At 71.0% G+C, this 13,843-nt stretch carries 13 protein-coding genes; 11 read left to right on the plus strand and 2 right to left on the minus strand.

Annotated features, from left to right (window positions below):
- Positions 1-40 precede the first annotated feature (40 nt).
- From ACFYOY_RS17815 to ACFYOY_RS17850, 8 genes are all read left to right on the plus strand, one after another.
- Entirely contained in the window at positions 41-628 is a 588-nt protein-coding gene (locus tag ACFYOY_RS17815) for a methyltransferase domain-containing protein (RefSeq protein ID WP_388587927.1), read from the plus strand.
- Positions 625-921, plus strand: a complete 297-nt coding sequence (locus tag ACFYOY_RS17820; protein WP_388587930.1) for a hypothetical protein — start codon at positions 625-627, stop codon at positions 919-921. The genes ACFYOY_RS17815 and ACFYOY_RS17820 overlap by 4 nt, the downstream gene beginning before the upstream one ends.
- A 354-nt stretch (positions 922-1,275) precedes the next feature.
- Positions 1,276-2,310 carry a BMP family ABC transporter substrate-binding protein gene (locus ACFYOY_RS17825; RefSeq protein ID WP_351881131.1) on the plus strand — a complete coding sequence of 345 codons (1,035 nt, stop codon included), beginning with the start codon at positions 1,276-1,278 and terminating at the stop codon, positions 2,308-2,310.
- Positions 2,311-2,426: 116 nt separating this feature from the next.
- The gene (locus ACFYOY_RS17830; RefSeq protein WP_351882236.1) at positions 2,427-4,043 is read left to right on the plus strand and encodes an ABC transporter ATP-binding protein; all 1,617 of its coding nucleotides are present in this window, start codon (positions 2,427-2,429) and stop codon (positions 4,041-4,043) included.
- The gene (locus ACFYOY_RS17835) at positions 4,040-5,173 is read left to right on the plus strand and encodes an ABC transporter permease (protein WP_351881128.1); all 1,134 of its coding nucleotides are present in this window, start codon (positions 4,040-4,042) and stop codon (positions 5,171-5,173) included. The genes ACFYOY_RS17830 and ACFYOY_RS17835 overlap by 4 nt, the downstream gene beginning before the upstream one ends.
- On the plus strand, positions 5,170-6,465 hold the full coding sequence (locus ACFYOY_RS17840) for an ABC transporter permease (RefSeq protein ID WP_351881125.1): 1,296 nt from the start codon (positions 5,170-5,172) through the stop codon (positions 6,463-6,465). The genes ACFYOY_RS17835 and ACFYOY_RS17840 overlap by 4 nt, the downstream gene beginning before the upstream one ends.
- Entirely contained in the window at positions 6,462-6,884 is a 423-nt protein-coding gene (locus ACFYOY_RS17845) for a cytidine deaminase (RefSeq protein WP_351881123.1), read from the plus strand. Before ACFYOY_RS17840 ends, ACFYOY_RS17845 begins: the two co-directional genes overlap by 4 nt.
- A 64-nt stretch (positions 6,885-6,948) precedes the next feature.
- Complete coding sequence (locus ACFYOY_RS17850) at positions 6,949-8,226, plus strand: thymidine phosphorylase (protein ID WP_351881120.1); 1,278 nt, start codon at positions 6,949-6,951, stop codon at positions 8,224-8,226.
- Between the two features lie 594 nt (positions 8,227-8,820).
- Here the strand turns inward: ACFYOY_RS17850 and ACFYOY_RS17855 are convergent.
- Positions 8,821-9,741, minus strand: a complete 921-nt coding sequence (locus ACFYOY_RS17855; RefSeq protein ID WP_388587935.1) for a LysR family transcriptional regulator — start codon at positions 9,739-9,741, stop codon at positions 8,821-8,823.
- Between the two features lie 125 nt (positions 9,742-9,866).
- Between ACFYOY_RS17855 and ACFYOY_RS17860 the strand changes: the two genes are divergently transcribed.
- Complete coding sequence (locus tag ACFYOY_RS17860) at positions 9,867-11,219, plus strand: MFS transporter (protein ID WP_388587938.1); 1,353 nt, start codon at positions 9,867-9,869, stop codon at positions 11,217-11,219.
- A gap of 166 nt (positions 11,220-11,385) precedes the next feature.
- Here ACFYOY_RS17860 and ACFYOY_RS17865 read toward each other — a convergent pair whose 3' ends face one another.
- Complete coding sequence (locus ACFYOY_RS17865) at positions 11,386-12,150, minus strand: alpha/beta hydrolase (RefSeq protein ID WP_351881114.1); 765 nt, start codon at positions 12,148-12,150, stop codon at positions 11,386-11,388.
- A gap of 103 nt (positions 12,151-12,253) precedes the next feature.
- Here ACFYOY_RS17865 and ACFYOY_RS17870 point away from each other — a divergent pair, with 103 nt between their 5' ends.
- The gene (locus ACFYOY_RS17870; protein ID WP_351881110.1) at positions 12,254-13,420 is read left to right on the plus strand and encodes an adenosine deaminase; all 1,167 of its coding nucleotides are present in this window, start codon (positions 12,254-12,256) and stop codon (positions 13,418-13,420) included.
- Positions 13,421-13,544: 124 nt separating this feature from the next.
- Entirely contained in the window at positions 13,545-13,799 is a 255-nt protein-coding gene (locus ACFYOY_RS17875; RefSeq protein ID WP_351881107.1) for a hypothetical protein, read from the plus strand.
- The last annotated feature ends 44 nt before the right edge of the window (positions 13,800-13,843 follow it).

Raw genomic sequence — 13,843 nt, forward strand, 5'->3', positions numbered from 1 at the left:
CGCGGCGTGGTGGGACCTCGTCTACCGGGATGTGCCGATCGTGACGCAGGTGGACGACGGGCGGAGTGACGGCCCGGGAATCGCGACCTCGTCCAACTCCATGCCCACGATGGTGGCGCGCATGCTCACCGCGCTGGAGGTCGCCGACGGGCAGCGCGTATTGGAGATCGGCACCGGCAGCGGCTGGAACGCCGCGCTGCTCGCGGCGCGCCTGGGGAGCCAGAACGTCACCACCGTCGAGGTCGATCCCGTGCTGGCGGAGAAGGCCGCGAAGGTCATCAAGGAGGCCGGATACAGCCCTGACGTCGTGTGGGGCGACGGCGCACAGGGGTGGGAGTCCGGAGCGCCGTACGACCGGATCATCGCGACCTGTTCGGTGCGCCGCATTCCCTACGCATGGGTACGGCAGACCAAGCCGGGCGGGCGCGTCCTCGCCCCGCTGGCGGGGGACTTCTGGTCCGGGGCTCTGGTGCGGCTCGACGTAGGCGGCGATGGGGTTGCCTCCGGCCGGTTCGTCGGCGGTGCCCGGTTCATGCCGATGCGCTCGGAGCGCCCTGGCCCGGACGTCCCGTGGACAGCGGAACCGGGCGGCACGGCAGCACCGGCCCGCTTCCCGCCGACAGCGTGACCGGCCTTGGCTTCGCCCTGTACGCGGGCGCGAAACTGCCGGGCGTGGTCATGGCCGACGGCGCACCGGACGGCAGGTATCAGATCTGGCTCCATGATCGAGATGGGTCGGCGGCCACGGTCACCCAGGGGGAGGTGTGGCAGTACGGCCCACGTCAGTTGTGGGAGGAGGCCATCGCCGTGCACACCGCATACGTGAACGACGGCAGCCCGGACTCCGGCGACTTCGGGCTGACCGTGTCCCCCGGCGGACAGCGACTCTGGCTCCGCTCACCTGACGAACCCCTCGACTGACGGACGAAGCCCACCCCGGCTCCGCCCGTGCGCCACCGCCGTAGTGCGCGGGCGGGGCCCGCACGTCCGGTGGTGCCCATGCACTAGGGCCGGTGGTGTGGGCGGAGGGCCGGGCGGCCCGGCCCTCCTTCTCGAACCCGGAGCCTCGTCCGGCGGATCTCATACCGGGACGTACCGGGCGCAATCGCGGCCGTTTTGCCCGCCCGAAACATTGTGTAGACCTGGCGGACACGAGTGGTTCGCGACGATCCGATAACGGCTTCCGAGGGGGCCTTTATCTGGCATCTACGCGCGTTACGATGCGGCGGAACCAGCGCCGCAAGGGGCGCTTCGAGAACATCAGAGGGGACCCTCGTGCGCCGGGTATCCACGATAGCTGTCGCGGGCATCGCCACCGCGGCTCTCGCACTCTCCGTCACCGCGTGTGGCAGCAGTTCCGAAGAGGGAAGCAAGGACGCCGGCATCGGCCTGGCCTACGACGTCGGCGGCCGTGGCGACCACTCCTTCAACGACTCCGCCGCCAAGGGCTATGACAAGGCCCTGAAGGACTTCGACGTCAAGGGCAAGGAGTTGACGGCGAAGGACGGCGACACCGACGCCGACCGCTACGACAAGCTGGCGAGCCTGGCCGAGGCGGGCTACAACCCCGTCGTCGGCGTCGGCTACGCGTGGACCCCCTCGCTCACCAAGGCCGCCAAGAAGTACAAGGACACCGACTTCGCCATCGTCGACTCGGTCGTCGAGGCCAAGAACGTGGCCAGCCTGGTCTCCGCCGAGCACGAGGGCTCCTACCTCGCCGGCGTGGCCGCGGGGCTGAAGACCAAGTCCAACAAGGTCGGCTTCATCGGCGGCACCGACAGCGCGCTGATCAAGAAGTTCGCGGGCGGCTTCCAGCAGGGCCTGAAGGACACCAACCCCAAGGCGTCCCTGGACGTCCAGTGGGTGCAGGTCGGTTCGCCCAAGGGCTTCGGCATGCCGGACCGCGGCAAGGACATCGCCGAGGGCATGCTCTCCAACAAGGTCGACGTGATCTTCTCCGCGGCCGGCGGCTCCGGCGCGGGCGCCATCGAGGCGACCGCCGGGAAGAAGGGCACCTGGTCGATCGGCGTCGACGGCGACCAGTACTACGACAAGGGCCTGGCCCAGTACAAGAACTCGATCATGACCTCCATGGTCAAGACCGTGGACGGCTCGGTCTACGACTTCATCAAGAGCGTCGTCAAGGACAAGAAGCCCGAGAGCGGCGTCCAGTCCTACGACCTCAAGCGCGGCGGCGTCTCCCTCTCCTACTCCGGCGGATTCATCAACGACATCAAGCCGAAGATCGAGGCGGCCAAGAAGAAGATCGTCGACGGCCAGATCAAGGTCAACGACACCTACAAGGACTGACTCTCGCGTCACGGACCCGTACGGCACCTCCCGGGTGCCCGCCCGGGTCCGTGGCATACCCAGGCCGGTCCGGCCCCCGGCCAGCCCCACCCCCCTCCGCCCCTCAGGAGTGCGCCATCGAAGCCGCCAGCCCACCCAAGGGCGCTCCCGCCGGTGCCGTCACCGACGTCGCCGTAGAACTCCACGGAATCACCAAGCGGTTCCCCGGAGTCGTCGCCAACCACGACATCGACATCACTGTGCGCCGCGGCACCGTGCACGCCCTCGTGGGCGAGAACGGCGCGGGCAAGTCGACCCTGATGAAGATCCTCTACGGGATGCAGCGCCCGGACGAGGGCACCATCGCGATCGACGGCGAGACGGTGGAACTGCACTCCCCGGCGGACGCGATATCCCGCGGAGTGGGCATGGTGCACCAGCACTTCATGCTCGCCGACAACCTCACCGTGCTGGAGAACGTGGTCCTCGGCGCGGAGAAGCTGCACGGCATCAGCGGCAAGGCGCGCGCCCGGATCAAGGAGATATCCGACGCCTACGGGCTGGGCGTCCGCCCCGATGTCCTCGTCGAGGACCTGGGGGTGGCGGACCGTCAGCGCGTGGAGATCCTCAAGGTCCTCTACCGGGGCGCCCGGACGCTCATCCTCGACGAGCCGACCGCCGTCCTCGTCCCGCAGGAGGTCGACGCGCTCTTCGACAACCTCCGCGAGCTCAAGTCCGAGGGCCTGACGGTGCTGTTCATCTCGCACAAGCTGGGCGAGGTGCTCTCCGTGGCCGATGACATCACCGTCATCCGCCGCGGCACCACGGTCGCCTCCGTCGCACCGTCCGAGACCGACCCCCGGCAGCTGGCCGAGCTGATGGTCGGCAGCGAGCTGCCCTCGCCCGAGACCCGCGAATCCACCGTCACCGACACCGAGATGCTCGTCGTGGACGCGCTGCGGCTGACCGCCACCGATGTGGACGGGGTGGAGCGGGCCGTGCTCGACGACATCGCCTTCACCATCCGCAAGGGCGAAGTCCTCGGCATCGCCGGTGTGGAGGGCAACGGCCAGGCCGAACTGGTCGAGGCCATCATGGGCATGCGCGACCCCGACGCCGGCACCATCACCCTCGACGGCGCCGACATCTCCCACGCGCCCACCCGCAAGCGGCGCGAGGACGGCATCGGCTACATCCCCGAGGACCGCCACCGGCACGGACTGCTGCTGGAGGCGCCGCTGTGGGAGAACCGCATCCTCGGCCATGTCACCGAGGTGCCCAACAGCAAGGGCGGTCTGCTCAATCCGGCCGCCGCCCGGCGGGACACCGAGCGGATCGTCGCCGAGTACGACGTCCGCACCCCCGGGATCGAGGTCACCGCGGCCTCGCTGTCCGGCGGCAACCAGCAGAAGCTGATCGTCGGCCGGGAGATGAGCCACCACCCCAAGCTGCTGATCGCCGCGCACCCCACCCGGGGCGTGGACGTGGGCGCCCAGGCGCAGATCTGGGACCAGATCCGCACCGCGCGCCGTGAGGGCCTTGCGGTGCTGCTGATCTCGGCCGACCTGGACGAGCTGATCGGCCTGTCCGACACCCTGCGGGTGATGTTCCGCGGCCGGCTGGTCGCCGACGCCGACCCCGCCACCATCACCCCGGAGGAGCTGGGCTCGGCCATGACCGGCGCCGCCTCCGGACGTCTGGATCACCCGGCCGACGACGGGACCGAGGCCGCGACCGGGGGAGAGGCCCGATGAAGAAGCTGGACAAGGAGCGGGTGCTGCTCGCGGTCGCCGCCCCGGTGCTGGCGCTCGCCACCGCGTTCGTGGTGACCGCGCTGGTGCTGCTGGCGACCGGCAAGGAGCCGTTCAACGCCTTCGGCATCATGTTCGACTACGGGGTGAAGGCCGACAGCCAGGTCTACATCCTCAACAAGGCGACGACGTACTACCTGGCGGGGCTCGCGGTGGCCATCGGCTTCCGGATGAACCTCTTCAACATCGGCGTCGACGGCCAGTACCGGCTCGCCGCGTTCTTCGCCGCCGTGGTCGGCGGGGCGCTGGAGCTGCCGGGGCTGGTGCAGATCCCGCTGATCATCCTGGTCGCCATGCTCGTCGGCGCCATGTGGGCGTCCATCGCCGGTCTGCTGAAGGTCTACCGGGGCGTCAGCGAGGTGATCAGCACCATCATGCTGAACTCCCTCTCGGGCATCCTCATCAGCTATCTGCTGGTGGACGGGCGGCTGGCCGATCTCGACAAGCAGACCAACATCGTGGCCACCGACCCGCTGCCGTCCTCCAGCCACTTCTTCACCTTCCCGGCGGGCGGCGACCTCGACCCCATCTGGGGCTTCATCGTCGTCGCGGCGCTCGCGGGCGTCGGCTTCTGGTTCCTGCTCGGGCGCACCCGGTTCGGCTTCGACCTGCGCGCGGTGGGCCGCTCCGAGTCCGCCGCCCAGGCCAGCGGCGTCAACGTCAAGCGCATGGTGCTCACCAGCATGGTGCTCTCGGGCGCGATGGCCGGTCTGATCGGCATGCCGACGCTGCTCAACGACACCCACCAGTTCACCTCCGACTTCCCCACCGGCATCGGCTTCACCGGTATCGCCATCGCGCTGCTCGGCCGCAACAACCCGGTCGGCATCGCGCTGGCCGCCGTGCTGTGGGGCTTCCTGGAGCGCGGCGCCAACCGTCTGGAGTTCGAGGGCTACGACAAGGAGATCGTCGGCGTGATGCAGGGCGTGATCGTCCTGTGTGTCGTCATCGCGTACGAACTGGTGCGCCGCTACGGGCTCAAGCGCCAGCAGCAGAGGGTCGGCGCGGAGCTCGCCGCCCAGGCCAGGGCCGACAAGGGCATCGACAAGACGGAGACGGAGGTGCCGGCATGAGTGCCACGGTGACCACCACCAAGAGCACAAGCGCGCCGGGCAAGGGGAACGGGCCCGCCTCCCGGATGTCCCTGGGCAAGGTGCTGCTGATCGTCGCCGGGGCGCTGGTCGCGCTGTCGGTGCTGCGGGCCTTCGTCGACGCCGCCCAGCAGGCGGACTTCGACCGCGTCACCTCCTCCGGGCAGATCGCCGCCGCGCTCTCCATGGCCGTGCCCATCGGCCTCGCGGGCCTCGGCGGACTGTGGTCCGAGCGGGCCGGCGTGGTCAACATCGGCCTCGAGGGCATGATGATCCTCGGCACCTTCTTCGGCGCCTGGGCGGGCTATCAGACCAACCCCTGGGTGGGCGTGCTCGCGGGCGTCCTCGGCGGCGCGGTCGGCGGTCTGGTCCACGCGGTGGCCACCGTCACCTTCGGGGTGGACCACATCATCTCCGGTGTGGCGATGAACATCCTCGCCCTCGGCGCCACCACCTATCTGGCCAAGCGCTGGTTCGAGCCGCTGTCCGACATCGGCGGCTCCCCGAAGAACTCCCCGCAGGTCGACCCCATCCAGACGTTCACCGTCCCCGGACTGTCCGACTGGCTCGCGGACCTGGAGAACCACCACTGGTTCCTGGTCTCGGACATCGCCGGCATCCTCGGCGGTCTGGTCACCGACATCTCCGCGCTGACCATCGTCTCCATCCTCCTGGTCGTGGGCAGCTTCTTCGCCCTGTGGCGGACCTCGTTCGGACTGCGGCTGCGGTCCTGCGGTGAGAACCCGACGGCGGCCGAGTCCCTCGGCGTCAACGTCTACCTCTACAAGTACGCGGCCGTGGTGATCTCCGGCGCCCTCGCCGGGCTCGGCGGCGTCTTCCTCGCCCTCGTCCGCTCGCACATCTACAACGAGGGCCAGACCGGCGGCCGCGGCTACATCGGCCTCGCCGCCATGCTCTTCGGCAACTGGCGGCCGGGCGGGCTCGCGATGGGCGCCGGGCTCTTCGGCTACTCCGACGCCCTGCAGCTGCGCAACGGCGGGGCGACCGTCCACGCCCTGCTGCTTCTGGTCGCACTCGGCCTCGCCGCGCTGGCGGCCTGGCGGATTGTCCGCAAGAGTTATGTCGCGGGCGCGGTGTCCGGTGCCGCGGCCGTCGCGCTGCTGCTGTGGTACGCCCTGACCGACACGGTCCCCAACGACCTGGTCAGCGCCACGCCGTACATCGTGACCCTGCTGGTCATGGGGCTCGCCTCACAGCGGCTGCGGATGCCCAAGGCGAACAACAGGCCCTATCGAAAGGGACAGGGCACATGAGCACTTCCGCCGCGGCGGCCCCCGACTGGGACGGCTTGCGCGCACAGGCCCGGGACGCCATGTCCCGGGCCTACGCCCCCTACTCGGACTTCCCGGTGGGCGCCGCCGCGCTCGTCGACGACGGCCGCACGGTCAGCGGCTGCAATGTGGAGAACGCGGCGTACGGCGTCGCGCTGTGCGCCGAATGCGGTCTGATCTCCTCCCTCGTCGCCTCCGGCGGCGGCCGCCTCACCGCCTTCACCTGCTGCGACCGAGAGGGCGCCGTGCTGATGCCCTGCGGGCGCTGCCGTCAGCTGCTGTGGGAGCACGGCGGCCCCGAACTCCAGATGGACACCCTCACGGGCATCCGCCCGCTCGCCGAACTCCTCCCGGACGCCTTCGGCCCCGCCGATCTGCGCCGCGCCGCCGCCCACGGCTGACGCCCGCGCGCCGCCCCGGCCCACCCGGTCGGCCCCTGCACACGAAAGGCCCCGTACCGCCCCCATGGACGCCATCTCCGTCATCCGCGCCAAGCGCGACGGCACCCGCCTGACCGACGCCCAGATCGACTGGGTCATCGACGCCTACACGCGCGGCGAGGTGGCGGACGAGCAGATGTCCGCGCTCGCGATGGCGATCTTCCTCAACGGCATGGACCGGGCCGAAATCGCCCGCTGGACCGCCGCGATGATCGCGTCCGGTGAACGGATGGACTTCTCCTCCCTGCCGCGCCCGACCGCCGACAAGCACTCCACCGGCGGCGTCGGCGACAAGATCACCCTGCCGCTCGCCCCCCTCGTGGCCGCCTGCGGAGCCGCCGTACCGCAGCTCTCCGGCCGGGGCCTCGGCCACACCGGCGGCACCCTCGACAAGCTGGAGTCCATCCCCGGCTGGCGCGCACAGCTGTCCAACGAGGACATGCTGGCCGTCCTGCGCGACGTGGGCCCGGTCATCTGCGCGGCGGGCGAGGGCCTGGCCCCGGCCGACAAGAAGCTGTACGCGCTGCGCGATGTCACCGGGACGGTCGAGTCGATCCCGCTCATCGCCTCCTCGATCATGTCCAAGAAGATCGCCGAGGGCACCGGCTCCCTGGTCCTGGACGTCAAGGTGGGCTCAGGCGCCTTCATGAAGGACATCGGCTCGGCGCGCGAACTGGCCACCACGATGGTCGGCCTCGGCAAGGACCACGGCGTCCGGACGACCGCCCTCCTCACCGACATGTCCACCCCGCTCGGCCTCACGGCCGGCAACGCCCTCGAGGTCCGCGAGTCCGTGGAGGTCCTGGCGGGCGGCGGCCCCGCCGACGTCGTCGAACTCACCCTGGCCCTGGCCCGCGAAATGCTGGACGCGGCGGGCCTGCTGGACGCCGACCCCGCCAAGGCCCTGGCCGACGGCACGGCGATGGACCACTGGCGCCGCATGATCGCCGCCCAGGGCGGCGACCCGGACGCCCCGCTCCCCACCGCCCGCGAACACCACGTCGTCACGGCCACCGCCGACGGCGTCCTCACCCGCCTCGACGCCTACGCGGTCGGCCTGGCCGCCTGGCGCCTGGGCGCGGGCCGCGCCCGCAAGGAGGACCCGGTCCAGGCGGGCGCGGGCGTCGAACTCCACGCCAAACCGGGCGACCGCGTCACAACGGGCCAGCCCCTCCTCACCCTCCACACCGACACCCCGTCGACCTTCGCCTACGCCCTGGAGGCCCTGGAGGACGCGGTCACCTACGCCCCCCAGAACACGGACTTCACCCCCACCCCGATCGTGCTGGAACGCATCGCCTGATCGGGGGCCGCACCCACCCAACGCCCGGCCCCGGGGCCGAATACCGGGTGCGGACCGTGGGCGCCTGGGGCGGAAAGTCCCCCACCCCGCCCCTTCCCGAAACGAGGGGCTCCGCCCCGGACCCCGCTCCTCAAACGCCGGAGAGGCTGAGGAACGGGCTCCGCCCCCGGACCCCGTTCCTCAAACACCGGAAGGGCTGAACAGCGGGCTCCGCCTCGGGCCCGGCACCTCAAGCGCCGGAGGGGCTGAATCCACGGTCCCCGGGCTGAACGCGGGACGGGCAGGCGCTCTGTGCCACCGGCGGGTGGCCGCCGACGAGACGGGAGGGGGCGGGGTCGCAGGGGTGGTGTCCTGGACGCTTTCGCATATGTGTGGCGCCAATCCCCGGCCCACTCCACGCTCCTGGGCACCGGCGCCGTAAATGTGCGGTCCAGGGCGCCGCACCGGAGGCCCCGCCCCCGGCACCCACCACGCACCCCACCGCGCCCCGGCCCGACACGGAGTGTGAGGCGCCGCACCGGAGGCCCCGCCCCCGGCACCCACCACGAACAGCAGGCGCACCCACGCACCCGCACCCAGCGGACCCCGCACCCACTACGTCAGCAACTGACCCCGCCGACTCAGCAGAAACCTTTTGAAGGCCGCCACCGGCGGCGTGTCCGGGTGCCCGTCCAGCCAGGCAACACCGATCTCGCGGACGGCACGCGGCGCGGTGACGGTCAGCTCCGCCACCCCGGGGCGGGGAACGGCAGGCGGCGGGAGGAGGGCCACGCCGAGGCCCGCCGCGACCAGGCCGCGCAGCGTCTCCGCCTCCTCGCCCTCGAAGGCGATCCGCGGCGTGAACCCCGCCTCCGCGCACAGCGCATCGGTGATGCGCCGCAGCCCGTAGCCCGGTTCCAGGGTGACGAACAGCTCCGAGGCGGCCTCGGCGAGCCGGACCCGGCGGCGTCCGGCCAGCCGGTGGTCGTCGGGGACCACCAGCCGCAGCCGCTGTTCGTCCAGGCGGCGGGCGACCAGGTCGGGGGCGTCCGGCACCGGGGAGGTCAGGCACAGGTCGAGGCCGCCCGCGCGCATCCGTTCGAGCATCGCCTCGCCGTAGTTCTGGACCAGCTGGAACCGCACTCGCGGATGGTCCACCCGAAAGCTCCGGATCAGCCCGGGCACGGTCTCGGTCCCCAGCGTGTGCAGGAAGCCGAAGGAGACCAGGCCCGCCGCCGGATCCGCGTCGGCCCGTACGGACTCGGCGGCGCGGTCGACCTCGGCGAGGGCCCGTTCGACCGAGCGCAGGAACGTCCGTCCCGCCGGAGTGAGCGCCACGGTACGGCCCCGGCGGGCGAAGAGCGCCACGCCCAGGTCCTCCTCCAGCCGGACCATCGCCCGGCTGAGCGTCGACTGAGGCACCCCCATCTCCTGTGCGGCGCGCGTCACATGCTCATGGCGGGCGACGGCGGCGAACTGGGCGAGGCGCGGTGTGAGGGCGGCGGCCCAGGACTCCGCCTCGACGTCGACTGTCACCGGAATGTCGTTTTCGTAACTGATGCGTGACACCTACGACCCTGACCTTTACTCATGCTGCGGTGGATTGATTATCGCCATTCCGTGCATTGGACGCATCAACCGTGCTTACGTACGGTCGAACCATGCCTCCTGCTGATACCGGGGCGTCCACCGGAACCCACCGTGTGGACGCCTCCGCTTCGATGTCGACGAACCCGAACTCCTCCCAACCCGCTGCCACGAACGACGCCGCGAGTACCGCGTCCAGGCAGATGAGCCCGGGCCACCCCGGTTACGTCCGGATGCGGCTCGCCCTCTTCACCTCCGGACTCGCCACCTTCGCCCTGCTCTACTCGACCCAGGCGCTGCTCCCCGCGATCTCCGACGATCTGCGGGTCCAGGCGGACCAGGCCAGTTGGAGCGTCTCCGCGGCCACCTTCGGCCTGGCGCTCGCGGTCGTGCCGCTGAGCGCGCTGTCCGAGCGGTTCGGCCGACGCGCCATGATGACCGGCTCGCTCACGGTCGCGGTCGTCCTCGCCCTGCTGGTGCCGTTCGCACCGGACCTGGGCTGGCTGATCGGACTGCGCGCGGTCCAGGGCGCGGCGCTGGCCGGGATCCCGGCCTCCGCGATGGCGTATCTCTCGGAGGAAGTTCACCCGAAGGCGTTGGTCGGCGCGATCGGGCTGTTCGTGGCCGGTAACAGCGTCGGCGGTATGAGCGGCCGGATCCTCACCGGCTGGGTGGCGGACGCCTGGGGCTGGCGGGCCGCACTGGCCGCGGTCGGCGCGATGGCGCTGCTGTGCGCGGTGGCCTTCCGGCTGCTGCTCCCCAAGGCCCGGAACTTCACCCCGGCCGCGGTGAGCCCGCGGGCGCTGGCCCGCACCCTCGCCGGGCATCTCTCCGATCCGCTGTTGTGCCGGCTGTACGCGATCGGCGCGCTGTTCATGACGGTCTTCGGCGGGGTCTACACGGTCATCGGCTACCGGCTGGTGGCCGAGCCCTTCGGCCTCTCGCAGAGCCTGATCGGCTCGATCTTCCTGATCTACCTGGTCGGCACGGTCTCCTCGGCGGCGACCGGCAAGCTGGTCGGGCGGCTCGGGCGGCGCGGCGCGCTGTACGTGGCGGTGTCCACGACGGCGGCCGGACTGCTGCTGTCCCTGCTGAACTCGATCCCGGCGGTGCTGGCCGGTCTGGTGCTGATCACCGCGGGCTTCTTCGCGGGCCACGCGGCGGCGTCCTCGGCGGTGAGCCGTACGGCCAAGACCGGGCGCGCCCAGGCCGCGGCGCTCTACCAGGCGTCGTACTACATCGGCAGCAGCGTGGGCGGTGCGCTGGGCGCGCTCGCCTTCCACGCGGCCGGATGGGGCGGCACGGTCGCCATGGGCCTGGTGGCGGTCGGCGGCGCGGCGGCGATCACGGTGTACGCGACGCGCAAGGCGCAGGCCGAACGGCGCGCGGAGGTCGCGCGCGGCGAACTGGTCGGCGCACCGGCCTAGGCCCTGTCCGGTGGATCTTCGCGGATCAGCCCGGCCCTCTGAAGCCCGAAGGGGCCGGCCCGCCACTGTCCCGGCGGGGCCGGCCCCTTCGCCTATGACGCACCCCAAAGCGCAGGCGCACACCCACAAGCGCCCACCAGAGACGCAAGCGCACACCCAAGCGCCCTCAGCGCCGCAGGTTCGCCCCGAAGCCCGCCGCCAGCGGCATCCGCAGTCCCAGCGGCGGCGGAGCCGCCAGCGCGTCGGCGACCGGGCGGGAGAAGCCGGAGTGGAAGAGGGAGCCGAGGAGGAAGTCCACGGCCAGCGCCTGCACCTCGGAGCGGTGCTGATGCAGCCCGTGCCCGTCGGTGTGCACCTCGAAGCGGCACACATCGCGGTTGGCCTTCTTCGCCCGCTCCGCCAGCCGGTAGGACAGCTCGGGGTCGGACCGCTCGTCGTTCGTGCCGTGAGCGATCAGCACCTGCCGTCCCACCAACTGTTTCACCGGCTCGGGTTCGAGCACCTCGTCCGGCGCCGGAAGCCATGGCGCCAGCGCCACCACCGAGGTGACGGCCGGGTGGCCGGCGGCGCGGAGGGCGGCGCGCCCGCCCATGCCATGGCCCGCGAGGCAGACCGGCACATCGCCGTAGCGCCGCACCACCTCCTCCACGGCCCACGCGGCATCGGCGGCGGCATCGGCGGCGGCCCCGTTCCAGCCCCGGCGCCGGTAGTGGACGACATGGGCCGCCAGCCCCTCCTCCCGGCCCGCCCGGACCAGCCGCCGGGCCAGCGGCAGGGCGGCGGCCGCCGAGAGTCTGGAGGGCCGTCTCGTCCCGTTGGGTTCGCCCTCGGGGAGGAGCAACACCACACCGTGTACGGTCCTTTGCGCGGCGGCCGCGCCCATCGGCCGCCCCAGCCGTGCGCCCCGCTCGGGCAACGCTTGCTGAGCCATGGCGACACGATCGCAGAAGGACTGGTGTACTCCACTACCTGTGCGGGTCACTGTTCCGTATCTATCCCTCACGTTCTACGCGCGTAGGGGCTATGGTGCCCAGATGACGAGCGAGCACAGCCATGAGCCCACCCCCGAACAGATCCGCCGCGCCCCCAAGGTGCTGCTCCACGACCATCTCGACGGCGGGCTGCGCCCCGGCACGATCGTCGACCTCGCGAGGGAGACGGGGTACGACGCGCTGCCGGAGAACGAGCCCGACAAGCTGGGCGTCTGGTTCCGCGAGGCGGCGGACTCCGGATCGCTGGAGCGCTATCTGGAGACGTTCTCCCACACCGTCGGCGTGATGCAGACCCGCGACGCGCTCGTCAGGGTCGCCGCCGAATGCGCCGAGGACCTCGCCGAGGACGGCGTCGTCTACGCCGAGATCCGCTACGCCCCCGAACAGCACCTCGAGGGCGGGCTGACCCTGGAAGAGGTCGTCGAGGCGGTCAACGAGGGCTTCCGCGAAGGGGAGCGGCGGGCCTGGGAGAACGGCCACCGCATCCGGGTGGGCGCCCTGCTGACCGCGATGCGCCACGCGGCCCGCGCCCTGGAGATCGCCGAACTCGCCAACCGCTACCGCGACTTGGGCGTGGTCGGCTTCGACATCGCGGGCGCCGAGGCCGGTTTCCCGCCCACCCGGCACCTGGACGCCTTCGAGTATCTGAAGCGGGAGAACAACCACTTCACGATCCACGCGGGCGAGGCGTTCGGACTGCCGTCCATCTGGCAGGCGCTCCAGTGGTGCGGCGCCGACCGGCTGGGCCACGGCGTCCGCATCATCGACGACATCAAGGTCGCGGACGACGGCTCCCTCACCCTCGGCCGCCTCGCCTCGTACGTCCGCGACAAGCGCATCCCGCTGGAGCTGTGCCCGACCTCCAACCTCCAGACGGGCGCGGCCAGTTCCTACGCCGAGCACCCGATCGGGCTGCTCCGCCGACTGCATTTCCGCGCGACCGTGAATACGGATAATCGTCTGATGAGCGGGACGAGCATGAGCGCGGAATTCCAGCATCTTGTAACAACGTTCCATTACACGCTCGACGACATGCAATGGTTCACGGTCAATGCCATGAAATCGGCCTTCATTCCTTTTGACGAACGTCTGGCGATGATCAGTGACGTGATCAAGCCCGGATACGCCGAGCTGAAGTCCGAATGGCTGTTCCGAAATGTGGCCTCCGCGTCGGCCGTGACCAGGGATTCCGTGTCCGAGGGCAGCTGACCGAGCACACTGGGCTCATGGCCTGGGCGAGGTATCGGGGGCCGTTTTCGGCGTTTGCGGGCAGCCGAAATCCATGGCTACGTTTCCGTATCGGTCAAGCCCCCGTCTCAAGGACAGATTTCTGATGAAGCAGGGAACGCTCAAGACTCTCGGTGTCATTGCCCTCGGCGCCGTCGCCGTCATCACCGGAGGCAGCGCCGCGTCCGCGGCCAACAGCGCGCCGGTCCCGGGCGGCTCCGCGGGCCGTGTCGCCGCCCCGGGGCAGCCCGCCGCCCAGCCCGCCGGAAAGCCCGCCGCCCAGGCCAAGCCCGGCCAGGGCATGCTGAGTCAGCTCCCGCTGCAAGGTCTGCCGACCGGCAACCTCATCAAGCTGGGCTGATCTCCGCCTGGGCACACGGCCGGGCCGCACATCCCGATGGGGTG

It is taken from the genome of Streptomyces sp. NPDC007875 (assembly GCF_042868035.1).
In the GTDB taxonomy this organism is placed as follows: domain Bacteria; phylum Actinomycetota; class Actinomycetes; order Streptomycetales; family Streptomycetaceae; genus Streptomyces; species Streptomyces antimycoticus.